This is a genomic window from Budvicia aquatica DSM 5075 = ATCC 35567, from assembly GCF_000427805.1.
GTDB classification, from domain to species: domain Bacteria; phylum Pseudomonadota; class Gammaproteobacteria; order Enterobacterales; family Enterobacteriaceae; genus Budvicia; species Budvicia aquatica.
The window spans coordinates 44,894-71,132 of record NZ_ATYS01000002.1; the positions used below are offsets into that span (position 1 = coordinate 44,894).

Below are 26,239 nucleotides of genomic sequence, written 5' to 3' on the forward strand. Positions count from 1 at the left end.
CACGCTAAATTAATTAAAGGAGCAAGTAATGGGTGTTAGTTTATCGAAAGGCGGAAACGTATCATTAAGTAAAGCCGATCCTCAAATGACTCGTGTACTCATTGGTCTAGGATGGGATGATCGTTCTACCGATGGCGTTGATTTTGACTTAGACGCTTCCGCATTTTTATTATCTGCCAACGGTAAAGTCCGTGGTGATAACGATTTTATTTTCTACAACAACCTCAAGTCTAACTGTGGTTCTGTAGAACATACCGGCGATAACCGTACCGGTGACGGCGATGGCGATGATGAATCTTTAAAGATCAATCTGGCCTCTATTCCGGCAGACGTGGAGAAAGTGGTCTTTACCGTGACTATTCACGATGCTGAAGCCCGCCGCCAGAATTTCGGTCAGGTAGCTAATGCGTTTATCCGCGTGGTTAACGAATTAAGCAATATTGAAATTGCACGCTATGACCTGAGTGAAGATGCATCAACCGAAACCGCAATGATTTTCGGTGAGCTGTATAGACACGGTGCAGAGTGGAAATTCCGCGCTGTAGGCCAAGGTTATGTCGGCGGTCTGGCCGCAATGGCAACCCAATATGGTATTAGTGTTGGTTAATTAAAATATGGGCTGCTTAGGCTGCCCATTTTGTAACATCTTACTCAACGTATAGGAATCAAACACCATGGCAGTATCATTAAGCAAAGGCGGCAACGTCTCTTTAACTAAAGAAGCTCCAACAATGACCCAAGCGATGGTTGGCTTAGGTTGGGATACGCGTGTTACCGACGGTGCAGACTTCGATCTGGATGCGTCAGTATTTATGGTTAATGAAGCGGGTAAAGTTATTAGCGATTCTGGTTTTATTTTCTTCAACAATAAAACTAGCCCGTGTGGTTCTGTTATTCATCAGGGCGATAACCGCACTGGCGAAGGCGACGGCGACGATGAAAAAGTGCTGATTACACTGGCTAAGATCCCAGAAGACGTGAAGAAACTGGTTTTCGCCGTAACTATTCATGAAGCAGAAAAACTGAAGCAGAACTTTGGTATGGTCACTTCAGCTTTTATGCGCGTTGTTAATAACGATGGCAACCAAGAAATTGCCCGTTTTGACCTGAGTGAAGATGCTTCAACTGAAACCGCGATGATTTTCGGTGAACTGTACAAGCATGGTGCAGAGTGGAAATTCAAAGCAATCGGTCAAGGGTTTGCCGGTGGCTTAGGTGCTTTAGCCGTTCAGTATGGCGTTAATATCTAATCATTGTTTGATTAGCTTTAAATTTTAAAAAGGCCGCGAATGATATTCGCGGCCTTTTTATTTTCAGCGGGTAAAGACGCTATTAATTATCAACCATTTGCACGACAACCAGTCTGCCACCTTCTTCAGTTGAGAGTACAAACTGTAGTCCGTCGGTGAGCTCTAGCTTATCGCCAACGGCGATTTGGCGTTTATCCGGTAGTACCAATAAGTCTTTAATACCTTCGTTCACCAGCCACCACTGGCCGTTATGGAACTGGAAGTAGCCAACCCGTTTCTTTTGTTCATCGGTGGTTCGCTCATTCGGTGCTATCAGGCGATTAACGTGCCATTGATAAAGCGATTGGCCGGTCCAGACCATCAAACGGTGATCGTCAGGGCGATAGGAGCCTTCTTTACGCGATGAATAGAGGTTAAGGATCGGCAATTTCCCTTTATAAGGGGTAGCACAATAAGGGCAGACCGGCTGAGTTTTACCGGAGAAAACGTACCATTTTTGTTCACAGGCCGCGTTCTGGCAAGGTTGAATCAGATCAACCGTTTTGACCAGCGCCGTTTCCCATTCATCTGCGGTTGGCCGCTTTGATGGTTCATGCAGGCCGGTGATAAAGGCCTTTTCAAACAGGGCTGACAGGTAAGGCCCCATTACGGTATAAGGGATCTTATTGGTATCGGCCCAAGGGAGCGATGAAGCCCTGACCTGATTGAGTTTTACCGCATTGCTGTGGTCAGTCGGGTGCTCAATAAACAGCGCTTTTTCACCCATAGACAGCGATTCATCACGTAGTTCATCGTCAATATCGTGGATCTTCCCGCCGCGCAGCGGGTGGCGGTAAAACAGATACATATAGATTAGTACGGACAGCGCATGGCGATCCGTCGATATGCTGGGCAGAAAGCGATTTTTATCATCTTTAGGCAGATGGCTGGTTTTAACCACTTCCGGAGCAATAAAGTCAGGCGTGCCGACCACGTCAGGCGGGTATTTACCCGGTACCACTAAGCCATCAATATCAATCACGCAGGCGTGGCCCTGTTCAGGGTCAATCAGGACGTTTTTATAGCTCAGGTCACTATGACAGAGCCCGGCAGCGTGCATACGTCGTACTGCGCGACTTAACAGAATACAGACCTTAAGATAGCTGAGGGTGTCGCCCCGCTCACGCGGGTCGAGGAATTTATTCTGATTATTGGCGCTGGCAAACCATTTGCCTTCTTTTTCGCGTCCTTTGATGGACAAGAAGTCATTATTCTTAGAACCATATTTAAAGAAGAAATGATTCTGATAAGTCGGGACGACAATCCCCAGCTTACCTTCATGTTCAATCATATCCGTCGGCCAGCAGAATAAGTCTTTCCAATATTCCCCGCCGGCCTGTTCAAAAATGCTTTGTTTAAACCGGCCGGTGATCATCTGAATTCGATCTCTGGCCTGTGCATCCTGCGGGGTTTTATAGAAGGCCACCACGTAAGATTTATCAGGCGAAAAATAGACATCCTTCATGGCTCCGGAGCCGATGATTTTGTCGACATACTGTACGGTTTTATCATCGACCGTTTTACACGTGATAATATTTGTCATTGTTAATCTATCCTTTCTGCATTACCCGGCATGTTTCAAGTTATCCGTTACCCAAGCGACATCGCTACTACCAACTGATAGCTATAGTGCGGTCGTCGTGATTGCCCGGAGAGAAGAAGCTCAACCAATCCGTTAGTTTCTCTGCGGCTTCATCAGGCTGAAGGTAAGGCAGAATTTCATTAACTAAGTTATCCCATTTTTCGGCACAGAGCAGGCCGTTATCCGTTTCAAAATAGGGATCTGATACACCATCGGTCATCAGAATAAGGTGGGTAATATCTTTCCATTTACCAATCATTATGCGGTTATTAAAGCTACTGTCATTGATCGCATCATTATCAAGAAAACGCGTTTGGCCGGCGTATTCTCCGCTATCCGGTGTACCCAGTAAGCGTACTTTACCCACAGGGCCGTAAGCGGCAATTGCCCCATCGCCCATCCAGAATGCGGCGGCAAATAGCTCATCACCAAAACGGATTGAGACGGTTGCCAGCAGGGTAGTGGAGTAAGACTTGGTCGTTTGCGCCATATTAATGGCTTCAATCTCTATCGCTTTGACTGCCAGCGTAGCGGCATTTTTATATAACTCAGAGAACAGCGGGCCGACCTGCTTTTGCGACTCAGGCTGCCAGTCCTGAACCAGCGCCTTGAGCGTCTGCCCGAGCTCACCTTTCATTTGTTTGCTGAGATGGTTACCGGCAGTTTCTGAGGCAATCTTTGCGCCCTGACGGGAGTTGAGTGCGCTGCCCGCACCGTCGGCGACGATCATGATGCTCCAGTCACTGTCGGCATCGTGGGCAATGAAGAAATCATCATCTCTGAATGTACCTACGTGTTCATGGGAGCGTCCTCTGCGGCTGGCTGCCACAATTCTGACGCCATTTTCGTTAATTATCTGATTGTCGGTATTGGTTTTAAAATACTTATCATCCGCCGGCGGTTCGATAATTTTCCACAGGCTACGGGGATCCGGATTGACAATGATCGGTACCTCTGCTGAATGTGAGGCTTTTCCGTCAGTGGTCCATTTAATAAACAGGCGATAGTCACCGTCAGTCGTTGGCGTGCCGGACAGTTCCTGGGTTTCAGGATTAAAGGTGATGCCAATATCTTGGCTAAATTTAATTTCCTGAATAGTCACCTGCTCACCGGTATGGCAGGACGATTCAATTTTGGATAAATAGGCTGCCCCGACCCGTGCATTGGCAAAGTTAAAGTTGGCTTTTGGCATAAGGGCTTCCTTTGGTGCGATGGCCGGAGTCAGTGACTGCGTCGGAATCTGTCCCGGTTTTAGGGGCAAAGCGGCAGCCGGTATTTTAGTAACGTCGGATAACGGCTCATGGTGTTCAACCGGTATTTCCCATGACGTCGATTCATTATCCGGCGTTGTTTTAACATCTAAATAAGAGGATGTATTTAACGGTTCGATTTTTTCACTCAGGCTCAGGATAAACTGTTCGGCAATTTGCTGAAGATCCTGCCGTTCCGTCAGGCTTCTTAATTCAAGCTCTGATAGCTGTGGCATCAGGCGTGCCAATGCAGCGTTAAGCAGCGATCGGGTATTGTTAGCTTTTTTTATCATTAACCTTTTCCTCTGCTCACATCAAAATCGTAGTCACCGCCATTGTCTCTGAACTGGATGTTTTTCTGACACCACGGGCAGTTCACTTCTTCCGGACCATTAACGCAAACCAGTTTTCCACAGCCACAAACGGCAAAGGCGGTTGAATTCCCACAGTGCGGGCAGCCCGGCACGCCTTCCAGCTCTGAGGTATTGACCTGTAATGCCGACACCGAGTTGTCACTCCATGAAAAATAATCCTCATCTATCGGGAAGCAGCCGGTTAAGTTAAACCGGTTTAGATTTACCTTAAAATTCAGCGATGAAAGATTAACATTCGGGCGTTCGTATTTAATCAGATAAGGGCGGCGGGTTTTATTACAGCGGCCGACCAGCGTGACGCAGCTATCATCATAGGCGCGGGCGACTTCGTCTTTAGCCAGGCGGACGATTTGATCCGTCTTTGCTAATAATGGCGGTGGTTCATCTCCGACGCTTCGGCTATGGGCAACCACTGACGCAGTAATCCATTTCACAAACTTGGTAAAGTCACCTTCGCTGGTGTCTTCAAACAGCAGAACGTTATCCGTTAGCTGCCTTAAAATATTTAAATCAGCCGACAGGCCGAGGCCGATGGCAATCAAATTGGCTTTTTTGGCGTGCTGTTCTTTCCAGCGTTTAACGGCGGCGGTGTAATCGTCAGTCGGGCGACCGTCAGTAAGCAGGTAAACAATGGGCTTCCAGTCGCCTTTGCGGTCGGCGGTGGTTTTAATCACATTACGATCGATTTGGCTGGCCAGTTCATCCAATGCGCCGCCGAGATTGGTACCGCCGCCTAAAGGAAGCCTTGGCGGATAAAATGACACGACCTCAACCAGAGGCGCGATGGTTTTTGCTACCCCGGCAAAGGCAATGACAGAAATATAGACGGTTTCCAGTGCGTGAGGATCTCGCTTTAGATCGCTGATGATCATTTGCAGACCATCATTTAATTTTTTTAGATTTTCTCCGATCATTGACTCTGAACAATCGAGAACGAAAAAAATGGGCAGTCTTCTCATAACAAAATCCTTTGTGTCAATTGAGGGCGATTTTTAACTAAAGGCCATCGATAGCTTGAATGATCCTTAGTTAAAAAAAGAGATAAAACGGTATTCAACATAGGCGGAGTACGGAAATAGAAACGGCAAAGCTCAATATGACATGAGCTTTGCCGTTCGGTCATAATACTAGCTGAATTTCCGGCGGCGGAGGCGGTAGGGTGCTTTGTGTTTCAGCAATTCCTGCGCTGCTGCTTCCGACGGACACGCTGGCAGAGACCCATTTGAAGAAGCTTGAAAAGGCAACGGAATCTAACGTATCGAGAGAAACCACCTGATCGGTTAGCTGGGTCAAATGTTCATGCTTAGCTTTAGGTCCCGCCGCACAGGCAATAATAGAACCAAACGGGCGTTTCTTGATTTGTTGAATAGCCTGGGTATAAGCATGGACGTCAGACGGACTACCGTCGGTCATCAGGAAAACCAGCGGCCGCCAGTCTCCCTTTTGATCTTCTGTCGAACGTTTTACATCGCGATCTACGCATTCAATCAATAATTCAAGGGCTGCGCCCATAAAGGTCCCGCCTGCGCTGGGGACTTCTATATCGGTAAACTGGAAGTTTTCAAGTGCGGTAAGCGGTACATATTCCCGGGCTTCGTTATCGAAGGTAATAATCGAAATATGTACGCTCTCTAAAGCATAGGGATCTTGCTTTAGTGCATTGAGCATGGCCTGAATACCGACATTAACCGAATGAATAGGCTCCCCTCGCATTGAGCCTGATGTATCCAGCAAAATATAGACGGGTAGCCTTCTCATTAAACGTAATCCTTCAGATAAGATACGAAGCTGTCTGACGGTGATGGTTCGCCGATAGCATTAAGCTTCCAGCCGCCTTCTTCTCTGACTAATTCAGCAAACAGCAGTGAACATTGGTCGGCATACGCCGCACCGCCGGACAGGTTAAAACGTGCCATTTCAACATTCTTGGCATCAACTGCACGAATGTAGGCATTTTTAACTTTGCCGAAATTCTGCTTCAACTGCTGACCATTATAGATCTGCACGATGAAAATAATTTTGGCATATTCTGCGCCAAGGGTGTTTAGCTTAACGATAATTTGCTCGTCATCACCATCACCTTCGCCGGTACGGTTGTCGCCGGTTAACCAGATTTGGCCAGATTTATGCTTTTGGCTGTTAAAGAAAATGATATCGCCGTTGACCAGCGTCGGGCGGCCGTCACTTTCATTACCCAGATCTTTTACTTTACCGTTCTCATCACATAAAAAAGCAGCTACGTCTAAATCGTACTCTTCGCTTTTTCCGCCCAACAGGCTACTGAAAAATCCTTTTTTCTCTTCATTGATGTCCCAGCCTAAGCCAATTGTCACGGTAGACAGATCGTGCTCGTTCTTTTTAAGACTGACGCCTTGTCCTTTGCTTAAACTAACAGCCATAACTTCTCCTTAATTCCTTTAAAGTACAACGTTAACTTCTGGTGGGGGTGGGGGTAAATCACTCAGGCCTGTCACTTCTTTTTGCCCTGAGTCGATCTTTTGACTGCCAACGGAAATACTGGCTGAAACCCATTTAAAGAAGGCTTTAATTGAGTTCGAATCGGCAGTATCGAGTTGGAGTACAACGTCAGTGACATCTTGCAGAACTGAAGTGTCAGCATGTTGGCCGGCGGCACAGGCAACGACTACGCCGGTACGGGCTTTTTTGAAGTCAGCTAAGCCTTTACGCCAGTCATCGGTAGGTGCGCCGTCGGTCATAATAAACACCAGCGGACGCCAGTCACCTTTAATTTCTGCCGTAGTTTTTTGTACTTCACTCTCAATGCTACTGCCCAATAGTGACAGCGCTTCACCGAACGCAGTGGTGCCGGTGGCAACTAAGTCAGGGGCTTTAAAATTAAGTAGTTCAGTGAGTGGGGTAACTTGACGGGCAGAAGAATCAAAAGTGATGACGGATAAATAAGCGGTTTCTAATGCGTAGGGATCTTGACGTAGCGTTGATAACAACGTCTGAACACCATTTTTTACGGCTTCAATGGGCTCACCAGTCATCGAGCCGGAAGTGTCCAGCACGAGATAAATCGGCAGTCTTCTCATATGCATCCTTACTGAATATGGAGATAACTTCTATTAAACGATTCCACGATATTAATTGATTTAATCATTAACGCAACTACTGATATTCAACCTTTGAGAAATGATGATTGGCTTAAACGGGCATTTCTATGTTGAATTGGCCCTTAGAATAAGCATTTATCCAGAAGATATGTTTAATTAAATGATTTATATAATAAAGATGGTGATGTAAATAAATAAATAGAATTTAAACCAGTTGAAATAATGACAAAGTGGATAAAATGTATCAACAGCTTACCCACTTTGTTTTAATACGGTCAGAGCATTTCCAGCGGTGTTTTACGCTGAGGAGGTGGGAATGCAGCGTCTAACGTAAGGTAATCTTCATGTTGTAACGTAATGGCTAAACTGCCGATATTTTCTTGCATATGCTCAATGGTTGAAGCTTTTGGAATGGTTATCACGTTGTGATCGCGCATTACCCAAGCCAGCGCTATCTGAGCCGGTGTGGCATGATGGCGTTTAGCTACTTCAGTCAGGGCAGGGTGCTCTAACAGGCGGCCTTGCTCAATCGGCGAATAGGCCATAATCGGCAGGCTATTGCTTCTGCTCCAGGGCAACATATCGTACTCAATGCCGCGGCGTGAGAGGTTATACAACACCTGATTAGTGGTCAGTTGCTCATTATCGACGATGGTTAGCAGTTCTTCTAAGTCGCTGACGTCGAAGTTACTGACTCCCCATTGACCAATTTTCCCCTGCTCAACTAAATTCTCCATGGCTTCGACCGTCTCTTCTAACGGAATATTGCCGCGCCAATGGAGTAAATAGAGGTCGATATAATGAGTATCCAGACGCTTTAAGCTGGCTTCACAGGCCGCCACCGTTCCCTTTAAGCTGGCATTTCCGGGGAGCACTTTGCTCACCAAAAATACATCATCACGCCGCCCTTTGATGGCAGCGCCGACGACTTCCTCAGCACCACCGTCAGCGTACATTTCTGCCGTATCGATTAGAGATAATCCCCGCTCGATACCCTGCTGTAAGGTATATATTTCCCGTGGAATGTCGGAGCTACGCTCTCCCATAAACCAAGTGCCTTGACCAAAGACCGGAACGTCATCTCCGCTCGGCAGGGCAATGTAGCGCATATTTTGTCTGGCCATGCTATCAACCTCAATTTAATGAAAATTAATGGCGGGTTCCGTTATCGTCCTGATCCTGCGATTCGTCATCACCGTCTTCATCTTCGTCATCATCACTGCCGTTAGGATCTTCAAAATAGGTACCCCAACCGTCGTAATTGATTTCAAAGCGATCGGCTAAACGAATTAATTGCTCAACCTGTTTATCAATAACGTCGACGTTCAGGCCGACTTCGCTGATCACATCACAGCACATGACCACCAGCCCTTCTTCAACTTCAAGCTCTTCAGGGTCAGTCACTTCATAACCTAGCTTAAATGCTTCCACCGCTGCTTTTTCCAGCATGTTGAAATCTTCGGAAGAAAGGTGATGTTCGATGGCATACAGCGCATCAGGATCGCTACCGTCTTCCAGTAACTCTTCAATAATCAGGCGGGTTTCTTCACGTTGTTCGTCTAGCAGGGCATTTAGCTCGTCATTAGGCATGATATTTGTCTCACTTATGATAGTTAATTAACGGTATTCTCACACAGTGCAACCAGTAGCTCCACTCTAAAGCTAAAGATTTCTTTTTAGTAAGGTTGAGTGTGAATATTAATTCATGTAAATTGAGTTAATATTCAATTTAATCGGCATTCAGGAGACATGCATATGCCTCAGTTCTCTCAGCGTCATCTACTTCGGTTACTTGATTTTAAACCAAATGAAATATCTGCATTACTTACATTAGCGGCTAAATTAAAAAAAGATAAGAAAGGTGGGTGTGAGCAACCGCGATTAACCGGTAAAAATATTGCTCTTATCTTTGAAAAAGACTCTACCCGCACTCGCTGCGCCTTTGAAGTAGCGGCCTTTGATCAGGGCGCCAGAGTGACCTATTTAGGTCCAAGCGGTAGCCAGATCGGACATAAAGAGTCGATTAAGGATACCGCTCGGGTATTAGGTCGCATGTATGACGGTATTCAGTATCGCGGATTTGGCCAAACAATCGTAGAGACTTTAGCTGAATATTCGGGGGTTCCGGTATGGAACGGTCTGACCAACGAATTTCATCCGACGCAAATTCTGGCTGACTTACTGACGATGCAGGAACATTTGCCGGGTAAAGATCTGTCTGAGATGAAGCTGGCCTATTTAGGTGATGCGCGTAATAACATGGGGAACTCTTTACTTGAAGGAGCCGCCCTGATGGGTATCGATTTACGCTTAGTTGCACCTAAGGCTTGCTGGCCTGATGCTGCTCTGGTTTCCCACTGCCAACAGGTTGCCACAGTCACCGGCGCTAAGCTAACGCTAACCGAAGATGTCGCTCAAGGCGTCAACGGCGTTGATTACTTGTATACCGACGTTTGGGTCTCAATGGGAGAACCCAAAGAGGTTTGGAAAGAACGAATTGCCTTACTGAAGTCTTATCAGGTTAATCAGGCAATGATCGAACTGACCCAAAATCCGCAGGTGAAATTCCTGCACTGCCTGCCGGCATTTCATGATGATAACACCGTAATGGGTAAGCAAATGGCCCAGCAGTATGGCTTACAGGGTGGAATGGAAGTGACTGATGATGTGTTTGAGTCAGGCCATAGCATTGTGTTTGATCAGGCTGAAAACCGTATGCACACCATTAAAGCGGTGATGGTTGCCACCTTAGGCTAGTGATGATTAAAAGCTCCATTCGGGGTTAGCCGAATGGAGATGAAATCCCATCAGCAATCAGTATTGCTATAGTTGGCTGACCAGCATTTTGACTACGGCTTTACGGACGTGGGCAGGTTCACCGACAGCACATAACGGTTTGTGAACTTCCCCCGGATAGAAAACAACAAAGTCACCTTCCTGAAGAATCACTTGCTGTTCTTGCTCACCGGCAGGCAAAAAGGCGATATCTTTATCCGCCAGCCAGTTGTCCGTTGGCTCACCGGCAGGTAGGTTACTGAATGTCATTCCTTCCTGACCTTTTAACACGATTTGAATATCTAGATAGCGTTCATGGTATTCAGCCCGGCGCTTTTCAAAGGCTTCGGTACTGTCATTAGACACTAAAACGAATACGTTATTCCCTTCGATATCGTGCTTACCTAACGGGGTGTCTTGAGTGATATTTTTCTTAACGTACTCAATAGCTTGTTTCAGCTTTGTCGGAAGGTAAGGGACAAGTTCCAGATGGTGGATATTACCGATAATCATGACGACTCCTATTTAAAATGAAATGCCGTTTTATATTCTATATGGGTCCGGGAATAAACTCACTGAGTTTTAACCGACAGGCCTGTCGGTTTTAGATTTATTTGTTGGTTGGGGATATATCGCTGCGCCAAGCCGAGGTAGCAATGGAGATTATATGACTGATTTTTCTGCATAATCATAGACGAATATCATTATTTTCTACGCTTTGTATGCAGGCTTATAGTGCATCTTTCAATAAGCGCTCTATAATAGCGGGCGCGATCTATCTAATATACATTAAAAAATAAAGGAGAATTCATGTCCCGTATTATTAATACTGACAAAGCACCAGCAGCAATCGGCCCTTATGTTCAGGGCGTAGATCTGGGTAGCATGATCATTACCTCTGGCCAGCTTCCTATTGATCCTAAGACCGGTGAGTTCCCTGCTGATGTGGCAGCTCAGGCGCGCCAGTCTTTAGAAAATGTGAGAGCGATTGTTGAAGCTGCTGGCCTGAAAGTGGCTGATATTGTTAAAACAACCGTATTTGTTAAAGATCTGAATGATTTCGGTACGGTGAATGCCGCTTATGAAGCCTTCTTCACTGAACATAACGCACCGTTCCCTGCACGTTCTTGCGTTGAAGTCGCCCGCTTACCGAAAGATGCTAAAGTCGAAATCGAAGTTATTGCCGTTCGTAGCTAATCACCGCCTGTACCCTACAGTTCAGTCGTGATGAAATAGAAATGGCCGGCATTTAATGCCGGCCATTTTAGTTTAAACGCAAAGCTCAGCGTTGAATCATTCTAATTGAAACCCGCCGATGACTGACTATCAACGCTTATTTTTATGCTTTTTACCTTTAGGTGCATAAGTCGGGCGTGCGTGTATTGCCTGATAAACTTTAAATCGTCCGGTATGAGCCAGAACTTCATGGCTGCCGAAGGTGGCATCCAGAATATCCGGATACGGCAGGAAGGCGTTAGCAACAATGATCAATCGCCCGCCAAGCTGCAAGTGTTTAGTTGCTCCGCGAATCAGGGCTTCCGCCGCCGTCAGGCTGGTTTGCATCCCATCGTGGAACGGCGGATTCGAGATAATTAAGTCAAACCGACCCTCGACATCAGAGAATACGTCGCTGGCGATAACGTTGCCCTTCAGGCCATTGGCTTCCAGCGTTGCTTTACTGGATTCAATAGCACTGGCGCTGACATCACTTAAGGTTAATTCAATTTCTGGGGCTAACTTAGCCAAAACGGCAGATAACACGCCGGCACCACAGCCCACGTCAAGTACTTTGCCTTTGGCCGTGTCGAGCACAGAAAGCAGAAGCTTGCTGCCTAAGTCAAGGTCGTCCCGGCTGAATACGCCCGGCAACGTTTTAACCGTGGTATCTTCAATTTGATATTCATCCCACCACTCAGCCAGATTGAACTGTGCCTGATGGTCTAAACGGAAATGATAGAGGCTACAGCGGCGGGCGCTGTCTATTTTGGCAATTCCGCCGAAGTCGGACAGCAGGGTTTCTGCACTGCGAACGCCGCTGCGGTTTTCACCAACAATAAACATTTCACTGCCGACCGGTAGCTGGCTGAGCAATGAGCTGAGCTGAAACTGAGCTTCTTGCTTACTTTTAGGCCAGTAATAGATCAAAGTGTCACAGCCGTTAACCAGCTCAGGCTGAGGCAATAAACCAAACTGTGTGTTGTCACCGAGTACGCGGTGAATCTGGCGCCAGTGGTGATACTGGGAGCAGTGGACGCGAACATCCTGAGCTTCAAACTGGCTGGCCAGTTCATCTTGTAGGTCGCCGGCAAATAGTACGCGACGTTCGGTAAATTCGTCGGTGTGGCGTAGTATTACTTCGCTGGCCGGACAAAAAGCAGACATATCATTCTCCTGTGAAGCAAAGAGGCTTTAAGGCTTTGCTGGAACATAATTAAGCGGGTGGTTTATCGAATATTGATAATCCTGAAATAAACGCATACCGATGTAACGCAAAACAACCTATGCTCTATGCCTCAGTAATTATTCGGGCGGAATTATAGTGCTTTCGTGGCGGATGTTCGACGGGTTTGTTAGCATAGCGCAGCTTAATGCTAAATCATTATCAACAGCAGCGTTAATTATAAAAATTATCAATGACAGGAACGGACAGAGAATTCATGACCACTTCACGGCTGGACTGGCAACTGGAACAGATGGGGATCCGGCAGTATCAACTGCGGCGCCCGGCTGCGCTGCATGGCGAAGTGGCGATTGTTCTGCCGGATAACGTACGTGTGATTCTGTTGGCAGATAAAGCCCCTTCATTTACGTCACCGCTACTGCAGGATATTTTGCGGGCTATTTCGCTGAGTCCGGAACAAATTTATTGCCTGACTCCCGAACAGGCCATGATGATACCGGAAGATACCCGATGTGTATTTTGGTTTATGGGGCTCAGTGAGCAGCTTGAACTACCGGTATCTATTGCTAAATTACCTTCCTTAACCAGCCCGTCTCTTTATGAACTGGCTGATAACCCCGACGCTAAACGCGCACTATGGCAGCAAATTTGTCACGATGAATATAATTTCTTCCCTCACGCCGAGTGATCTAGAGCAGGTATACCAAATAGAATTGGCCAGCCATGCATTTCCATGGACAGAAAAAACGCTGCACAGTAATCAGGGTGAACGTTATCTCAATTTAAAATTGCAGGTTGACGGGCAGATTGCCGCTTTTGCTATTACTCAAGTGGTGTTAGATGAGGCAACGTTATTTAATATTGCAGTACATCCTGACTATCAGCGCAAGGGACTGGGTCGTGAATTACTGCAGTATTTAATTGATGAACTGTTACAGCGTGATGTTATGACACTATGGCTTGAAGTCAGAGCGTCAAATAAAGGCGCTATCGCACTGTATGAGTCTTTTGATTTTAATGAAGTGACGATCAGAAGAGGGTACTATCCGGGCGTGAATGGTCGGGAAGATGCCATTGTAATGGCGTTAACGCTCTGATTAGTGATGGCGAGTAGAAAGAACTGGAAGGCGCGAAAAACGTTAACGTTATCAGCGCCTTTTTTGCTTTTACTTGATTAACAATGAGTTATCAACAGAACGTACGCCTACTACTTTTTTGGCAACTTCTGTGGCTTCTTTAGCTTCTTCTTGCGATCTGACAAAGCCGCTTAGCTGAACCTGACCTTTAAACGTTGTTACGGTAATTTGCGTTGAGTGAATGCTCTTCTGACCCAACAGCGCAGCTTTTACTTTGGTGGTGACTACTGAGTCATCAATATAACCGCCGGTGCCTTCAGTTTTTGCCGTCGGTGAACAGCCTGCAACTGCCAGTGTCATAATAACAGCACCAAATAAAGCGGTGAGTGCCTTTGCAATCTTCATCCTGTATGCTCCTTACCTTATTGATGAATAAACTTTTATTTAAATGTTATCCACGCTTACTGAATACGATATTCAGCTCGGCGGTGAATAGACAAAATACCTCTTTAATATAGTAAGTAAATATATTGATTGCGAATTATTTGATTTTTAGTCAGATTTCTAATTTACAGATTATTGCGTATTTACCAGAACATAAGGCCGTTCGCCTATCCTTTCCGCGCTCATGCGTGTAAAATTCCCGGCAATTATTGTTTATTCCTTTTGTACACCCTGTGTGCCTTCAGAGAACTGTAGATGAAAGAGACCTCAAGAGCCGCTGAGATTGCGAGCCGACGCACTTTTGCGATAATTTCCCACCCAAATAAAAGCCCTCTTATAAACTAAAATGCTATAAAATACTTTAAAAACAACTAGTTATACCAACCATTATTCACGTACCCCAATCAGAATTGAACAAAGAACATCCCAAGAATTACAATCCATAAAAAAATATTATCGATTACTCTCAATAAAAGTATGTACAACATGGTGCTTACGATGTTGCTATCAGCCACATGGCTACGCCACTACAGAGGAGAAAATGCAAGAGATAGTTCTTGTTAAATCCGGGCAGGATGGCCTGTCTGTCCGTGTGGCCTATAAGGGAAAAATCACTTACCAGTTTCGTTATCACTGGGGCGGAAAATCAGAAAGAGTGGATAAAGTTGGCATTGCTACCGGTGTCACTGCAGTAAAACCCTGAGATTGGTCAATGATAAAAGGCAAGACCTGCATCAATAAGGGTAAGTACCTGCTTAATCGACTTGATGGTATGTTGACAGGAAAGATGTTGGACCACCCATGTTTCGACCAGCCTTGTATCGTAGCTAACGGAGGTGCTCATAATCACACCATCGGGATATGAGTTTATACGCATTCGGTTAGCGGTACGACTAGTTCGGTAGATCTTTATGCCGAGGTTAATATTAAAAACTCATATGTTAAATTAATGGGGATATCGTTCAGCATAATATAAACGGTTTCATTTAAAAGGATTTTCAAAGCGTTTTAAATATTCTTTAGCAAACTCATGGGATGCATAATCTGTAATATGTCCAACATCGCGATACACCGGAATTCCATTAATACTGGTTTTACATTTATCATCCTGACATTGAACATCTTTTGGATCAATAATGATTAATGAGGGATAGTCAATTTTTAACATATTAAAAATCTGGCTATCCCAACTGTTTGAATCCCCATTAAAGACACCAAAAGAACATACATCATTAGCATTAGTTTCTCTCAGTTTTATTTTCTGATAGAAACAACCCATATAATTTTTAGGCATAGAATAGATCGTTTTTATAATAACAGGTCTCGCTCCGCTACGTATTATAGTATCTAATGCCTTTCGTAAGGCTATTTCATATCGAGTTCTTGAGAGTGCCGTCGAACGTTCATCACCGAGTTTATTAATTATATTATCATTGGCATAATTCATCCATACCTCTCCAATAATGACATAATCAAATTTTCCATTCTCTATATTTTTGTAATATTTCACTGTGTTATCGTAGCATTCTTCATATATCTTATTTTTGAAATACCACCAATCAAATAGATAAATATCAGGTAATGTCAGGCAGGATGATGTACCTTGAACTGATATAGATATATGAGCATCTTTAGCCAGAAGAGCAAAAAAACTCCAGAAGTGGTTACTATTTGAATCACCTATTAATAGGGCTTTTCTGTTAGATTCTATTTCACCAATAATACAATTTTTATCTTTTCCGTCGACGTTTCCGTTAAGGCAAGATTGTCTGTACGGAGATTCATGTTCTTTCAACGTATTTTCTATACGCACATACTCTGTACCGAATCTGCTACTAAAACCGTTATGTTTTTGAATAATGGCCTGCAACAAAAAAAAGAAGATTGCAGGGATAAATACAAGTATTATTATTGATTTAAATATTGTAACTCGTTTTTTTCTAAATGGTTTTTCAATAAAAATATAAGATAGGTAAGCCGCAATAAAAGTTAATGTAAAACATCCGATTTTAAATAATAAGGTTTCTGTCAGCCCTAAATACCGTGCTATTGAGAAAATAGGCCAGTGCCATAGGTATAGAGAATATGAAATAGAGCCGATAAAAACTAACGGAGATAAAGATAATATTCGTGATGCAAGCCCATTACCGCTACTACCTATAAAGATTAGTACTGCTGTAGCCACACTAACAATGACCGCGTGATGATTGGGATAGCCAAGTATTATATCTGTACGTGTTGCAGAATATATTAGTGCTCCTAAGGATAACAAGCCTAGTATAGATGTAGTATTTGTTTTTAGTTTGAAGCTATCTTGGCCTAAAATAGCAATAATACTACCTACCATAAACTCAAAAATACGAGAGCTTAGAAAGTAATAGCTTTTATTCGGGTATTTATCTGAAAGGTAGAGGGATACTACTAGCATACATAAAGCAATAATTATTGTTGCTAATACTAAATATCTACGTGGTAGAAATCGGTGAAGGACTAAAATTCCAATCGGTAATAACAGATACCATTGCCATTCTATAGATAGTGACCATGTATGCAGTAGCAATAGGTACGCGGTATCCGGAGCAGCATATCCAGTGGTGGTACGTTCAAAATATTGGTTGGAGGTAAATAATGTTGTGTATTTTGCACTCTTGGCGTAATCAATAAAGTCTTTCGGTAAGTAAAAGATTGTTGCTAACACTAAGGTAAATATTATAACCGCAAGTAATGCGGGCTGTAGCCGCCATAATCGACGAATATAGAAGTCAGACAAAGAGAATGAACTGTCAATTATTGATTTGTTAATTATTGATGTTATTAGAAAGCCTGAAATAACAAAGAAAATATCGACACCAATAAAGCCTGATGGGAAAAAACTCAGCCCACCGTGAAATATTAATACAAATAGAACCGCAACAGCCCGAAGCCCGTCAATGTCAGATCTATACTTCAGGGACATACACTTACCAATTCATGTTCAATTTTAGATAATCGCAGTAGTCTAGCATTCTGTGCGTGATTGTTAAGTTAAAAGTGACTATGTGCGCCATACATAGCCACCATTCCTAATCTCAATCAACTTCTATCCTTTAGCTCTACATCTGTGTAAAATTCACGCCCATCGAGTCAGTATCATAAAATTTATTTGTGTACATAGTCTTGTACATAATCGAGAGTAAGTAGATGAAAGAGACCTCAAGAGCCGCTGAGATTGCGAGCCGACGCACTTTTGCGATAATTTCCCACCCCGATGCGGGTAAGACCACCATTACTGAAAAAGTCCTGTTATTCGGACACGCCATTCAAACGGCAGGAACGGTAAAAGGCCGTGGTTCTAGTCAGCATGCTAAATCTGACTGGATGGAAATGGAAAAGCAGCGTGGTATCTCGATTACCACCTCAGTGATGCAGTTCCCGTATAAATCCTGTTTGATAAACCTGCTGGATACTCCGGGGCACGAAGACTTCTCTGAAGATACCTACCGTACGCTGACCGCCGTTGACTGCTGTCTGATGGTTATTGATGCCGCTAAAGGTGTAGAAGATCGTACCCGTAAGCTGATGGAAGTCACGCGTTTACGCGATACGCCGATTCTGACTTTTATGAACAAGTTGGACCGTGAAATTCGTGACCCGATGGAGGTTATGGATGAGGTTGAGCGTGAGCTGAAGATCATGTGTTCACCAATTACCTGGCCGATTGGCTGCGGTAAGCTGTTTAAAGGGGTTTATCATCTGTATAAAGATGAAACCTACCTTTATCAGTCCGGTAAAGGCCATACCATTCAGGAAGTTCGGATCGTCAAAGGTTTAGATAATCCTGAGCTGGATATCGCCGTGGGTGAAGACTTGGCAGCCCAACTGCGCGAAGAGTTGGAACTGGTTAAAGGTGCCTCCCATGAGTTTGATCTGGAAACCTTCTTAGCCGGTGAATTAAGCCCGGTATTTTTTGGTACTGCATTAGGAAACTTTGGTGTAGACCATATGCTGGATGGCTTAGTTGACTGGGCTCCGTCACCGATGCCGCGTAAAACAAACGTGCGTGAAGTATTTGCTGACGAAGAGAAGTTCTCTGGCTTCGTATTTAAAATTCAGGCCAATATGGATCCTAAGCACCGTGACCGCGTGGCTTTTATGCGCGTGGTATCGGGGACTTATGAAAAAGGAATGAAGCTGCGTCAGGTTCGGCTAGGTAAAGACGTGGTTATTTCTGATGCATTAACCTTTATGGCCGGAGATCGTTCCCACGTTGAAGAGGCTTATCCGGGCGATATTATCGGGTTGCATAACCACGGTACGATCCAGATCGGTGATACCTTTACTCAGGGTGAAGATATGAAATTCACCGGTATTCCTAACTTTGCACCTGAGTTATTCCGTCGCATTCGTCTGCGCGATCCATTAAAGCAGAAGCAGCTGTTAAAAGGATTGGTTCAGCTTTCAGAAGAGGGCGCCGTTCAGGTCTTCCGCCCAATTGCTAATAACGATTTGATTGTAGGTGCCGTAGGTATCCTACAGTTTGATGTGGTTGTTGCCCGACTGAAAAGCGAATATAACGTTGAAGCGATTTACGAATCAGTTAACGTTTCTACCGCCCGCTGGATCGAATGTGATGACGCTAAAAAACTGGAAGAGTTTAAGCGTAAGAACGAGCTGAACGTCGCTTTAGACGGCGGTGATAACCTGAGTTATATTGCACCGACGATGGTTAATCTGAATTTAACTCAGGAACGCTATCCTGATGTCATTTTCCGTAAAACTCGCGAGCATTAATGGTTATTTAGCCTGTTCTGTAAGTTAAAAAAGGTCTGTCATTGCATGGCAGGCCTTTTTTATCCGGGCTCGATGCCTGCTATTTATCCTATCTATCTCTTCAGCCGTTATGCCACTAGCGATAACGCATAAAATTCTTGTGATCTTCAGCACATTTTTCCTGCAACTGTCCTATATTTAAAACAGACTATCTGCGGATTACGCTTAACGGGTGTTGCCAATCAGTGACACATCAATGTCAATAATCTCAGTCAGTTAAAAATTTTGTTATTGAATTGTTGTAAATATATTGAATTTTGTCGTCAGTCGGCGACGGTTCTACGGCTTATAAAAAATTAATTTTCATAACTCATTGATTTTAATTATGTTAATTTTTTGGCCCGTTATTTGCAAGACCAAGCAAGATAGTCAAACAGCTAATCGCCGTATCAGGTTAGTTGACTTGGCGGAGGCTCCATAGAGACAAACCGGTGCTTCTCCGCTTTTACTTTTTAATTTTAAAGGTAACCATCAATGAAAAATGTACCCTTCGCACGTTCTGTCATTGCCGTAGTGTTAAGTACTGTTGTTATGAGCGGTGCTGCATTCGCCGAAGAAACAATAGCCACTAAGGCTGAAAACACCGTTGAGAAAGTCAGTACATCCATTGATCAGTCCGTTGATAAAGTCGGAACATCAGTTGATAAGTCGATGAAAAAGGTCGATGGCTTTATGGGTGATAGCTCAGTGACTGCAAAAGTGAAAAGTGCCTTACTGAACGAGAAAAGTATCCATAGCACCGATATTAAAGTCACGACAACGGCCGGAGTGGTCACATTAACCGGTTTTGTCAGCAGCTCTGAACAGTCAGAGCAGGCTGAAGGCGTAGCCAAGCTGGTTGAAGGTGTGAAATCCGTCAAGAACGAACTGAAAGTTCAGAAAGATAAAACTGATTCGCTGGGTGAATATGTCGGTGATTCGGCTATTACCAGTGAAGTGAAAGCTAAAATGTTAGCGGATAAAATCGTCCCGTCTCGTCATATCACGGTTCAGACCAGTGATGGCGTAGTTAAATTAAGCGGTACCGTAGAGAAAGAAGCTCAGTCAGTTCAGGCTGAGAAAATAGCCAAATTGGTTGATGGCGTTAAAAGTGTCAAAAACGATCTGGTTGTGAAAGCGGCTAAATAAAAAGACGAATCGGTAAAGCAGGTGACTGCTTTACCGAATGTCTGACCCGGAGGTTATTATGATGAATAGTGACATTATTGTTGGCAGACTAAAACAATGGAAAGGTTCTTTCCGCTTATGGTGGGCTGAAATAGCCGATAGTGAAGATGAATATTTCGCAGGAAACAGCGATTGGCTATCGGGAATTTTACAAGAGGAGTATTGATCAGTTATCCCGTCCTATTTTAACGTCTACTAATCTCCCGCTCTAACTAACTCCAAGTCATTTCGTTGTATTCCGAGGTCTACTGGCGTATCTTTAAAACTATACATATTTGTGTATAGAAATGCGTATAGTATTTTACCAACATTAGAGCGCGGCAAACATGGCATTAACAGATCTACAAATTAAACGAGCCAAGCCAAGAGAAAAGGCATATACCTTAAATGATGGTATGGGGTTATCTTTGCTAGTGGAGCCTGGTGGGGGAAAAGGCTGGCGTTTTCGTTATCGTTTTGCAGGCAAGGCCAAACTCATTTCTTTAGGGACTTACGCTACTGTTTCATTAGGTGAGGCAAGGCTGAAAAGAGATGAGGCTAGGAGGGTCGTATCCATCGGCTCTGACCCATCAGAAATGCGAAAGGAAGAAAAGCGGTTACAGACCGTAGCGATAAAAGATACCTTTGAGGCAATAGCTAGGGAGTGGCATGGGACAAAGAACAGCCGCTGGTCTGAACGGTATAGCGGCATAATAATGCGTGATTTTGAAAATGACATATTCCCATTTATTGGCAAGCGCCCTATTGCTGAAATAAAACCAATGGAATTACTTGAGGTATTAAGGCGAATAGAGAAGCGCTGCGCATTGGAACAATTACGGAAGGTTCGCCAGCGCTGCGGGGAAGTATTTCGCTACGCTGTTATTACCGGTAGGGCTTCCTACAATCCGGCCCCTGACTTGGCTAGTGCGTTAACTCCAAATAAAACTAATCACTTCCCACATTTAAAAGCCGATGAGTTACCTAACTTCCTTCGGGGACTATCGGCCTATTCAGGGGCTATCACCAAGTTAGCAACTAAGTTTTTGATGTTGACCGGTGTTAGAACGCAAGAAATGCGATTTGCCAGATGGCAAGATATCGACCTTGAGCAAGGTGTTTGGAATGTTCAGGTTGAAGTCATGAAAAACAGAAAGCCGCACATTGTCCCTTTGTCCCGGCAAGCTCTTGACGTTCTTAACCAGCTAAAGTTGATTACTGGTAATTATATATTGGTGTTTGCTGGCAGAAATTACGGTAACAATCCAATAAATAAAGAATCTGTTAATTACGTGATACAAACTTTGGGCTATAAAGGCCGCGCAACTGGCCACGGGTTCCGCCATACCATGAGCACAATTTTACATGAGCAGGGTTATAGTTCCGCATGGATTGAGCTACAGCTCGCCCACGTTGATAAAAATAGCATTCGCGGGACTTACAACCACGCCCAATACTTAGACGGCCGGCGCGAAATGCTTCAGTGGTATGCCGATTATATGGATAGCTTAGAGAATGGCGAAAATGTGATACACGGCACATTCGGCAAACGCGCATGACACTGGATATATAGACAGCTAAAGACTATAGTAGACCTCAGTAGATGTAATGATGAATTGAAAGAATAGACCGCGCCTAGGGTAGCTCCCGAAAACCTCCCCTACAGGGTTGGCGCTGGTCTTCTTAATGTGGGCACTCGTAGGGGGTGATGTGGGTTGGTTGGCTTTAGAGGCACATGATAAGTTTGTTCCTGCATGGACATTGATTAATGGCATTGCTGAGGTTGGTGGTGTTAATTTACAAAGTGCGATTCGGTTATTGAATCTACTTAATCAGCAGGATTTAATTGATGGTAGTCGTCCCCTTTCATTCTACGGACATAATATATTTGATGGTTATTTTTTGGCGACAGATCAAGAACATTATTTATGTATTGAAGCTATGAGGCAGGCCGTTTTATCTGGAACGGTCAAAAAAGTTATTTACAATGAAGACGGTGGACCCATAGAAACGGCTATAACGTTAGATGAAGGGTTTAAATGTAACTTAGGTATGAATTTCTTCATAAGAAAACAAGACGTTATTAAAGCGATAATAGAAAAAAAGACAAGTAATGGCTTAGATCTTCCTATGCCTAGTTGCTTGCAAGATATGACCACAATTCCACGCGATAAACCTCAAAAAACCTCAAAGAAAACAAGCAACCTACAAGCGAAATTCATCCACTCCTTAATAGCAATCCATTACGGTAATGAGATAGCTAATAATCCGAGGTCTCACATAGATGGGGCTAGGGGAGTTATTAGGGTAGCTTTTGAAAGTAATGGTCTTACCGCCCCTAGCGGCAGTGCTGTTAGTGGATGGATTAACCAAATAATTCCGTAATATTACGAATTATTTTTGTAATATTACAAAATGATGTAATTACCCAGCATACCATCCCCCTGTCATCTAACAACGTCCACCAGCGACAATAATCAGAAACAGGGGGCTATATGCCACAAGCAGCAAAATCATTTATCCGTATTCCAGAAGTCCAACGCCGTACTGGTTATAGTAAGGCATGGATATATAAACTCATCGATGCTGGAAAGTTTCCTAAGCAGGTAAAAGTTGGTATCCGTTCTATTGCTTTCGTTGAGAGTGAGATTGATGAATGGATTAATCAGCGTATCGCTGCGTCCCGTCAGGAGGCCGCATAATGAAAAACCGCCCATTACAGGCGGCTAATCAGGTCATATGCGATTCTGATAATACTGCCATCCATGAATTAAAACCAGCACCTAAAAAGCACCGTGCCCGCGTCTATATGCTGCGTACCGGTATTAATGGCTTTACCGAAAACGAAATCCTTTATTACTGCCGATTATCTTCTGGGCGGAATTACGCAAGCGAATTAGAACGCCGCTGCGCTATTAAACTAGAGCGTTTAGACGAACCTAACCCTGACGGCATAGGCTCACATTACCGTTACCGCCTAACGAACCGTAGCGACGCAATGAGGGTCATTAATCTGGTTAATGCTAAGGCATCTACAGCGGGTTATTCGACGCTCACCAGCACGGAAATAAGCGACATTCTGAGCCTCTATCCTGACGAGAATGTAGCCGCCTAAAAGGTAATTAAATATGACTATTCTAAAATCTGGCAATAGCCGGAGCGGATACCCCTACGCCAAAAATATGGGGAACGATATTTTCAAAGCCTATGAGCAAGATATTTCCGTTATCAAATTTGAAGGCGTGAAAGTCCGAATTATTAATATTCATGGCGAGCCGTGGTTTGTTGCTAAAGATATTTGTGACGCACTGGAGCTTACTAATTCTCGCATGGCATTACAGGCGCTGGATGAGGATGAAAAGAATACCGTAACTTTAACTTACGGTAATCGCGGCAATCCTAATCATGGCGTGGTAGCTGAGTCCGGCTTCTACAAACTAATTTCCCGTAGCCGTAAAGCTACTACTAATGGCACTTTCGCTCACCGCTTCACTAACTGGGTATTCGGTGAGGTTATCCCCTCAATCCGCAAAACTGGCGCTTATGGCGTCCCTTGGGGCGATTTGCAGGACTTCACCGGCCGTAACTCGCAATCCATCACCAAAGGCAGAAAAGCAGGCACAGAGCTAGCACAACGCCGATATGAGAAAGAGCGCCTAGCCAGAGAAGAATCACAACTATGGCGCAAGTATCAGCCTGATCTATTAGTGGAGGTCAGCTAATGGATACAAAACTATACCGCCAAAGGGTTAACGGTGGAGGTGGCAGCATGAATATTTTAATCATGAAAAAGGGCGAGTATTCAGCACCCGCCCTAGGATATTGCGCTGGTATGTATCAGCCTTTGGGTTCTATGCCTAAACGCTCTAATTCTTTGCGACAAGCCGTTTTAACCCACGAGCTAAAAGGTTCATCACCTATAACAGAATTAATCTGCTCTAGTAAATCATCGTCAAACCGTATTGTTCGCCTTGTGCTATTAAAACGGTCATATGGCTTTTTATCTTTTTCATCTTGCATTGGTTCGAACCACTATGTTAGTTTATGTGAATATGGTGCGAACCACTTTATAGGTGACAACCATAAAAAGCAATGCCCCGAAGTGCTGGAAACACTAACGGGGCATCTAACCACCAATGATAATCTAAGTATCGAGGTCGCTATGTACCAGAATACCACACACCCGAAAGGGCGGAATAGTCACACCTTAAAATCAGCCGTCCAGAGTAAGAGCCTTTCACTGGCTGGCAGCGTCCTACCTGCATCAATCAGCGGGGTAGCGGCATGAGTTGCGTACCTATCGTTAATCAGCGTTACACCGACAAAAGCGGGAAGATAGTCACTGTTACAGACGTGACCGGCAGCCGCGTATCGTTCACGCGTGAAGGTTATGAGTTTCCCTGCATCCAGCCAACGGAACGATTTAAGCAGAGCTTTACCGCTTATGTGGAGGCTAATCATGAATAGCACCCAAACGACAAAAACGTCATTAGCCCAAGGCGCTAAATCACACCTTGCTCACAATTTGAACTACGGAAGTTTAGCAGCGAACGCCTGTACCAAAGATTTTTCCCCGATCACTACGCGAGGTGTAGCTGAGTTTTCGGACACGTTAGGAGTTGAGTTTTTATACACGTTAGGAACTGAGTTTCTTGAGTCCATAAAAAAGAGCTTGCCTGTTCTGGCTGGTGGCTGTTATGGTTTATGTGCTGGTGTAAATTCATCAGACAGGTTTGACAGCCTGAATGACATAGCGGATAGCCGCTTATTCTCAATGCGGCTTTTTTACGTCCGTGACCAATCAAGTTACGCCCAAATTATGGTGGGACGTAGCGGGGGAGCCTCTGCGCTCGCTGGTTTCTATGTCGCCAGTCTGTCAACCCTGCTACGTCTCACCACCCCGTTTGACAGCGGCCTGGTGAGGTTTAAAAAACCTGACATAGAGGCTGTTATTATGACTGCTACCCCTACCCAAGCTCACCCAAAATTCTTATGGCGTTTTATGGCGCTGTCACGCGCAGATATGAACGCTAAACCCTGCCGTCTGTCCGTCGAAGCCACCAGCGAAAAAGAAGCCCGTAAGATTCTGGCTCCTAACTTCATTTTATCCTTTGCTGCCCGCCTGCCTGTTCCGGGGGTGGCGGTATGAGCTTATTAGACCAACTCACCATCGATAATCTTTCGTCATTGGATGACAAGGCTTTGATGGCTATTTCATCCGTACAGGGCGAGGCCGCCAACGCGCTATTGGATGGTATTTCTGCTATCGGTAATCTGGCTTATTGGGCCGCCCATAACCCTGACTATACCGAGGCAAAAAACGACCTACAAAAGCTGGGTTATTCGCTGACGTTCACCGCTGAAATATTGAAGGCGCTTAACCTGAATTCTGCTTGTGCTGATAGCGCACTTATGGTGAGGGCCGTCCATGAATAATTTAATCAAGTTTCCGAAGCAGAAGCCTCAAAGCCTCATTACTGCGACCCCGAACGGGCTACATATCAACGGGCGAATGGTGAGTTATACCGAGGCTATCGAGCAATTAGACCGGGGCGACTATGACAGCGCACCACAGGCAGGGCGTGACCTTATCTGGCAGGTGAGGGAAGGTGTTAAAAAGCGTTATTTCAAACCAACCGACTCTCACACGTTAATTCTGTATCGCTGGGCCGTGGCCGATATGTTCTATACCGAGCAGGAAAACGAGAACGGCACACATGAATGTGACAACGGTGATGTGGGGGCTATTTATATTGGTGAGCATGGCGGTATGGCTATCTACCGTCTGACCGAGAGACTGGCTATCGCGAATAACATTGAGGGGGCGTTAATCGAGAAGTACGGCGCAGACCAAGGAACGAGAAACGCTATCTCGTTCTATATCAGCATGATTGACGCTGGAACAGGCTCATTATCAGGCGTGGGGAGTGAGCTATTAACCAGCCTGCATGATGGCTTTATTCAAAACCTGAACGCTAACGGATTGCCAACCGCACCAGCGGCGCACTAAGGGGAA

Annotated in this window: 32 protein-coding genes; 20 read left to right on the forward strand and 12 right to left on the reverse strand. The window is 44.7% G+C overall.

Annotated features, from left to right (window positions below):
* Positions 1-28 precede the first annotated feature (28 nt).
* Together YWE_RS0101810 and YWE_RS0101815 are read left to right on the forward strand one after the other, a co-directional pair.
* Complete coding sequence (locus tag YWE_RS0101810) at positions 29-607, forward strand: TerD family protein (RefSeq protein WP_029092970.1); 579 nt, start codon at positions 29-31, stop codon at positions 605-607.
* A gap of 67 nt (positions 608-674) precedes the next feature.
* A complete protein-coding gene (locus tag YWE_RS0101815) occupies positions 675-1,250 on the forward strand; it encodes a TerD family protein (RefSeq protein ID WP_029092971.1) in 576 nt (191 codons plus the stop codon).
* An 82-nt stretch (positions 1,251-1,332) separates the two neighbouring features.
* On the opposite strand, the gene YWE_RS0101820 is transcribed toward YWE_RS0101815, so the two are convergent.
* The 8 genes from YWE_RS0101820 to rraB all read right to left on the reverse strand — a co-directional run bounded on the left by YWE_RS0101820 (position 1,333) and on the right by rraB (position 9,162).
* Positions 1,333-2,832, reverse strand: a complete 1,500-nt coding sequence (locus tag YWE_RS0101820; RefSeq protein ID WP_029092972.1) for a helix-hairpin-helix domain-containing protein — start codon at positions 2,830-2,832, stop codon at positions 1,333-1,335.
* A 67-nt stretch (positions 2,833-2,899) separates the two neighbouring features.
* Complete coding sequence (locus YWE_RS26330) at positions 2,900-4,414, reverse strand: PP2C family serine/threonine-protein phosphatase (RefSeq protein WP_227659928.1); 1,515 nt, start codon at positions 4,412-4,414, stop codon at positions 2,900-2,902.
* Positions 4,414-5,454 (reverse strand): TerY-C metal binding domain-containing protein, encoded by a 1,041-nt coding sequence (locus YWE_RS0101830; RefSeq protein WP_029092973.1) that lies wholly within the window; start codon positions 5,452-5,454, stop codon positions 4,414-4,416. Before YWE_RS0101830 ends, YWE_RS26330 begins: the two co-directional genes overlap by 1 nt.
* Positions 5,455-5,614: 160 nt before the next feature.
* The gene (locus YWE_RS0101835) at positions 5,615-6,253 is read right to left on the reverse strand and encodes a vWA domain-containing protein (RefSeq protein ID WP_029092974.1); all 639 of its coding nucleotides are present in this window, start codon (positions 6,251-6,253) and stop codon (positions 5,615-5,617) included.
* Positions 6,253-6,894 (reverse strand): TerD family protein, encoded by a 642-nt coding sequence (locus YWE_RS0101840; RefSeq protein ID WP_029092975.1) that lies wholly within the window; start codon positions 6,892-6,894, stop codon positions 6,253-6,255. Before YWE_RS0101840 ends, YWE_RS0101835 begins: the two co-directional genes overlap by 1 nt.
* Positions 6,895-6,912: 18 nt before the next feature.
* Positions 6,913-7,551 carry a vWA domain-containing protein gene (locus YWE_RS0101845; protein ID WP_029092976.1) on the reverse strand — a complete coding sequence of 213 codons (639 nt, stop codon included), beginning with the start codon at positions 7,549-7,551 and terminating at the stop codon, positions 6,913-6,915.
* Positions 7,552-7,847: 296 nt separating this feature from the next.
* A complete protein-coding gene (locus YWE_RS0101850) occupies positions 7,848-8,696 on the reverse strand; it encodes an aldo/keto reductase (protein WP_029092977.1) in 849 nt (282 codons plus the stop codon).
* 25 nt (positions 8,697-8,721) lie between these two features.
* Entirely contained in the window at positions 8,722-9,162 is a 441-nt protein-coding gene (gene rraB, locus YWE_RS0101855; protein ID WP_029092978.1) for a ribonuclease E inhibitor RraB, read from the reverse strand.
* A gap of 165 nt (positions 9,163-9,327) precedes the next feature.
* Here rraB and argF point away from each other — a divergent pair, with 165 nt between their 5' ends.
* On the forward strand, positions 9,328-10,329 hold the full coding sequence (argF, locus tag YWE_RS0101860; RefSeq protein ID WP_029092979.1) for an ornithine carbamoyltransferase: 1,002 nt from the start codon (positions 9,328-9,330) through the stop codon (positions 10,327-10,329).
* Between the two features lie 66 nt (positions 10,330-10,395).
* On the opposite strand, the gene YWE_RS0101865 is transcribed toward argF, so the two are convergent.
* Entirely contained in the window at positions 10,396-10,860 is a 465-nt protein-coding gene (locus tag YWE_RS0101865) for a NanQ anomerase/TabA/YiaL family protein (protein ID WP_029092980.1), read from the reverse strand.
* Between the two features lie 297 nt (positions 10,861-11,157).
* Between YWE_RS0101865 and ridA the strand changes: the two genes are divergently transcribed.
* Positions 11,158-11,544, forward strand: a complete 387-nt coding sequence (gene ridA / locus YWE_RS0101870) for a 2-iminobutanoate/2-iminopropanoate deaminase (RefSeq protein ID WP_029092981.1) — start codon at positions 11,158-11,160, stop codon at positions 11,542-11,544.
* 129 nt (positions 11,545-11,673) lie between these two features.
* Here ridA and rsmC read toward each other — a convergent pair whose 3' ends face one another.
* A complete protein-coding gene (rsmC, locus tag YWE_RS0101875; protein WP_029092982.1) occupies positions 11,674-12,729 on the reverse strand; it encodes a 16S rRNA (guanine(1207)-N(2))-methyltransferase RsmC in 1,056 nt (351 codons plus the stop codon).
* 275 nt (positions 12,730-13,004) lie between these two features.
* Here rsmC and YWE_RS0101880 point away from each other — a divergent pair, with 275 nt between their 5' ends.
* Both YWE_RS0101880 and rimI read left to right on the forward strand, forming a co-directional pair.
* Positions 13,005-13,436, forward strand: coding sequence for a DNA polymerase III subunit psi (locus YWE_RS0101880; RefSeq protein WP_029092983.1), 432 nt, complete (start codon positions 13,005-13,007; stop codon positions 13,434-13,436).
* Complete coding sequence (gene rimI, locus YWE_RS0101885; protein ID WP_029092984.1) at positions 13,405-13,845, forward strand: ribosomal protein S18-alanine N-acetyltransferase; 441 nt, start codon at positions 13,405-13,407, stop codon at positions 13,843-13,845. The genes YWE_RS0101880 and rimI overlap by 32 nt, the downstream gene beginning before the upstream one ends.
* A 69-nt stretch (positions 13,846-13,914) precedes the next feature.
* Here rimI and YWE_RS0101890 read toward each other — a convergent pair whose 3' ends face one another.
* Positions 13,915-14,229, reverse strand: a complete 315-nt coding sequence (locus tag YWE_RS0101890; RefSeq protein ID WP_029092985.1) for a BON domain-containing protein — start codon at positions 14,227-14,229, stop codon at positions 13,915-13,917.
* Between the two features lie 580 nt (positions 14,230-14,809).
* On the opposite strand from YWE_RS0101890, the gene YWE_RS30270 reads away from it, so the two are divergent.
* Entirely contained in the window at positions 14,810-14,971 is a 162-nt protein-coding gene (locus tag YWE_RS30270; protein WP_127526437.1) for an Arm DNA-binding domain-containing protein, read from the forward strand.
* A 279-nt stretch (positions 14,972-15,250) separates the two neighbouring features.
* Here the strand turns inward: YWE_RS30270 and YWE_RS0101900 are convergent, their stop codons facing one another.
* The gene (locus YWE_RS0101900) at positions 15,251-17,224 is read right to left on the reverse strand and encodes an acyltransferase family protein (protein ID WP_051323136.1); all 1,974 of its coding nucleotides are present in this window, start codon (positions 17,222-17,224) and stop codon (positions 15,251-15,253) included.
* 224 nt (positions 17,225-17,448) lie between these two features.
* On the opposite strand from YWE_RS0101900, the gene prfC reads away from it, so the two are divergent.
* The 13 genes from prfC to YWE_RS0101965 all read left to right on the forward strand — a co-directional run bounded on the left by prfC (position 17,449) and on the right by YWE_RS0101965 (position 26,233).
* Entirely contained in the window at positions 17,449-19,038 is a 1,590-nt protein-coding gene (gene prfC, locus YWE_RS0101905) for a peptide chain release factor 3 (RefSeq protein WP_029092987.1), read from the forward strand.
* A gap of 513 nt (positions 19,039-19,551) precedes the next feature.
* Positions 19,552-20,205, forward strand: a complete 654-nt coding sequence (osmY, locus tag YWE_RS0101910) for a molecular chaperone OsmY (RefSeq protein ID WP_029092988.1) — start codon at positions 19,552-19,554, stop codon at positions 20,203-20,205.
* A 58-nt stretch (positions 20,206-20,263) separates the two neighbouring features.
* Positions 20,264-20,410, forward strand: a complete 147-nt coding sequence (locus tag YWE_RS30275) for a CsbD family protein (protein ID WP_407641173.1) — start codon at positions 20,264-20,266, stop codon at positions 20,408-20,410.
* Positions 20,411-20,570: 160 nt separating this feature from the next.
* Positions 20,571-21,782: a tyrosine-type recombinase/integrase gene (locus YWE_RS0101920; RefSeq protein WP_029092989.1), complete on the forward strand. Its 1,212-nt coding sequence runs from the start codon at positions 20,571-20,573 to the stop codon at positions 21,780-21,782.
* Positions 21,783-21,933: 151 nt separating this feature from the next.
* Entirely contained in the window at positions 21,934-22,608 is a 675-nt protein-coding gene (locus tag YWE_RS0101925; RefSeq protein ID WP_127526438.1) for a hypothetical protein, read from the forward strand.
* 110 nt (positions 22,609-22,718) lie between these two features.
* Positions 22,719-22,925 (forward strand): helix-turn-helix transcriptional regulator, encoded by a 207-nt coding sequence (locus tag YWE_RS0101930; RefSeq protein WP_029092991.1) that lies wholly within the window; start codon positions 22,719-22,721, stop codon positions 22,923-22,925.
* Complete coding sequence (locus YWE_RS0101935; RefSeq protein WP_036014758.1) at positions 22,925-23,338, forward strand: hypothetical protein; 414 nt, start codon at positions 22,925-22,927, stop codon at positions 23,336-23,338. Before YWE_RS0101930 ends, YWE_RS0101935 begins: the two co-directional genes overlap by 1 nt.
* Positions 23,339-23,405: 67 nt before the next feature.
* The gene (locus tag YWE_RS0101940) at positions 23,406-23,945 is read left to right on the forward strand and encodes a BRO-N domain-containing protein (protein WP_029092993.1); all 540 of its coding nucleotides are present in this window, start codon (positions 23,406-23,408) and stop codon (positions 23,943-23,945) included.
* Positions 23,945-24,511, forward strand: coding sequence for a hypothetical protein (locus YWE_RS31805; RefSeq protein ID WP_154661400.1), 567 nt, complete (start codon positions 23,945-23,947; stop codon positions 24,509-24,511). Before YWE_RS0101940 ends, YWE_RS31805 begins: the two co-directional genes overlap by 1 nt.
* The gene (locus YWE_RS29370; protein ID WP_071605811.1) at positions 24,508-24,690 is read left to right on the forward strand and encodes a DUF4222 domain-containing protein; all 183 of its coding nucleotides are present in this window, start codon (positions 24,508-24,510) and stop codon (positions 24,688-24,690) included. Before YWE_RS31805 ends, YWE_RS29370 begins: the two co-directional genes overlap by 4 nt.
* Positions 24,683-25,372, forward strand: a complete 690-nt coding sequence (locus YWE_RS31335; RefSeq protein ID WP_169720472.1) for a host cell division inhibitor Icd-like protein — start codon at positions 24,683-24,685, stop codon at positions 25,370-25,372. The genes YWE_RS29370 and YWE_RS31335 overlap by 8 nt, the downstream gene beginning before the upstream one ends.
* The gene (locus tag YWE_RS28875) at positions 25,369-25,659 is read left to right on the forward strand and encodes a hypothetical protein (protein ID WP_051323137.1); all 291 of its coding nucleotides are present in this window, start codon (positions 25,369-25,371) and stop codon (positions 25,657-25,659) included. Before YWE_RS31335 ends, YWE_RS28875 begins: the two co-directional genes overlap by 4 nt.
* Positions 25,652-26,233, forward strand: a complete 582-nt coding sequence (locus tag YWE_RS0101965; RefSeq protein ID WP_029092997.1) for a hypothetical protein — start codon at positions 25,652-25,654, stop codon at positions 26,231-26,233. The genes YWE_RS28875 and YWE_RS0101965 overlap by 8 nt, the downstream gene beginning before the upstream one ends.
* Positions 26,234-26,239 lie beyond the last annotated feature (6 nt).

What these genes read in the sequence shown, in the direction of transcription:
- YWE_RS0101845 (WP_029092976.1), bottom strand. Translation starts at nt 7,551, where the DNA reads ATGAGAAGACTGCCGATTTATCTCGTGCTGGACACTTCCGGCTCGATG.
- rimI (WP_029092984.1), top strand. Translation starts at nt 13,405, where the DNA reads ATGAATATAATTTCTTCCCTCACGCCGAGTGATCTAGAGCAGGTATAC.
- YWE_RS0101830 (WP_029092973.1), bottom strand. Translation starts at nt 5,454, where the DNA reads ATGAGAAGACTGCCCATTTTTTTCGTTCTCGATTGTTCAGAGTCAATG.
- YWE_RS0101865 (WP_029092980.1), bottom strand. Translation starts at nt 10,860, where the DNA reads ATGATTATCGGTAATATCCACCATCTGGAACTTGTCCCTTACCTTCCG.
- YWE_RS26330 (WP_227659928.1), bottom strand. Translation starts at nt 4,414, where the DNA reads ATGATAAAAAAAGCTAACAATACCCGATCGCTGCTTAACGCTGCATTG.
- YWE_RS0101890 (WP_029092985.1), bottom strand. Translation starts at nt 14,229, where the DNA reads ATGAAGATTGCAAAGGCACTCACCGCTTTATTTGGTGCTGTTATTATG.
- YWE_RS0101850 (WP_029092977.1), bottom strand. Translation starts at nt 8,696, where the DNA reads ATGGCCAGACAAAATATGCGCTACATTGCCCTGCCGAGCGGAGATGAC.
- YWE_RS0101835 (WP_029092974.1), bottom strand. Translation starts at nt 6,253, where the DNA reads ATGAGAAGGCTACCCGTCTATATTTTGCTGGATACATCAGGCTCAATG.
- YWE_RS0101880 (WP_029092983.1), top strand. Translation starts at nt 13,005, where the DNA reads ATGACCACTTCACGGCTGGACTGGCAACTGGAACAGATGGGGATCCGG.
- YWE_RS0101815 (WP_029092971.1), top strand. Translation starts at nt 675, where the DNA reads ATGGCAGTATCATTAAGCAAAGGCGGCAACGTCTCTTTAACTAAAGAA.
- rraB (WP_029092978.1), bottom strand. Translation starts at nt 9,162, where the DNA reads ATGCCTAATGACGAGCTAAATGCCCTGCTAGACGAACAACGTGAAGAA.
- YWE_RS0101840 (WP_029092975.1), bottom strand. Translation starts at nt 6,894, where the DNA reads ATGGCTGTTAGTTTAAGCAAAGGACAAGGCGTCAGTCTTAAAAAGAAC.
- YWE_RS30270 (WP_127526437.1), top strand. Translation starts at nt 14,810, where the DNA reads ATGCAAGAGATAGTTCTTGTTAAATCCGGGCAGGATGGCCTGTCTGTC.
- YWE_RS0101930 (WP_029092991.1), top strand. Translation starts at nt 22,719, where the DNA reads ATGCCACAAGCAGCAAAATCATTTATCCGTATTCCAGAAGTCCAACGC.
- osmY (WP_029092988.1), top strand. Translation starts at nt 19,552, where the DNA reads ATGAAAAATGTACCCTTCGCACGTTCTGTCATTGCCGTAGTGTTAAGT.
- YWE_RS0101810 (WP_029092970.1), top strand. Translation starts at nt 29, where the DNA reads ATGGGTGTTAGTTTATCGAAAGGCGGAAACGTATCATTAAGTAAAGCC.
- YWE_RS31335 (WP_169720472.1), top strand. Translation starts at nt 24,683, where the DNA reads ATGAATAGCACCCAAACGACAAAAACGTCATTAGCCCAAGGCGCTAAA.
- argF (WP_029092979.1), top strand. Translation starts at nt 9,328, where the DNA reads ATGCCTCAGTTCTCTCAGCGTCATCTACTTCGGTTACTTGATTTTAAA.
- YWE_RS29370 (WP_071605811.1), top strand. Translation starts at nt 24,508, where the DNA reads ATGAGTTGCGTACCTATCGTTAATCAGCGTTACACCGACAAAAGCGGG.
- YWE_RS0101900 (WP_051323136.1), bottom strand. Translation starts at nt 17,224, where the DNA reads ATGTCCCTGAAGTATAGATCTGACATTGACGGGCTTCGGGCTGTTGCG.
- YWE_RS0101935 (WP_036014758.1), top strand. Translation starts at nt 22,925, where the DNA reads ATGAAAAACCGCCCATTACAGGCGGCTAATCAGGTCATATGCGATTCT.
- rsmC (WP_029092982.1), bottom strand. Translation starts at nt 12,729, where the DNA reads ATGTCTGCTTTTTGTCCGGCCAGCGAAGTAATACTACGCCACACCGAC.
- YWE_RS28875 (WP_051323137.1), top strand. Translation starts at nt 25,369, where the DNA reads ATGAGCTTATTAGACCAACTCACCATCGATAATCTTTCGTCATTGGAT.
- YWE_RS30275 (WP_407641173.1), top strand. Translation starts at nt 20,264, where the DNA reads ATGATGAATAGTGACATTATTGTTGGCAGACTAAAACAATGGAAAGGT.
- YWE_RS0101920 (WP_029092989.1), top strand. Translation starts at nt 20,571, where the DNA reads ATGGCATTAACAGATCTACAAATTAAACGAGCCAAGCCAAGAGAAAAG.
- YWE_RS0101940 (WP_029092993.1), top strand. Translation starts at nt 23,406, where the DNA reads ATGGGGAACGATATTTTCAAAGCCTATGAGCAAGATATTTCCGTTATC.
- YWE_RS0101965 (WP_029092997.1), top strand. Translation starts at nt 25,652, where the DNA reads ATGAATAATTTAATCAAGTTTCCGAAGCAGAAGCCTCAAAGCCTCATT.
- prfC (WP_029092987.1), top strand. Translation starts at nt 17,449, where the DNA reads ATGAAAGAGACCTCAAGAGCCGCTGAGATTGCGAGCCGACGCACTTTT.
- YWE_RS31805 (WP_154661400.1), top strand. Translation starts at nt 23,945, where the DNA reads ATGGATACAAAACTATACCGCCAAAGGGTTAACGGTGGAGGTGGCAGC.
- ridA (WP_029092981.1), top strand. Translation starts at nt 11,158, where the DNA reads ATGTCCCGTATTATTAATACTGACAAAGCACCAGCAGCAATCGGCCCT.
- YWE_RS0101820 (WP_029092972.1), bottom strand. Translation starts at nt 2,832, where the DNA reads ATGACAAATATTATCACGTGTAAAACGGTCGATGATAAAACCGTACAG.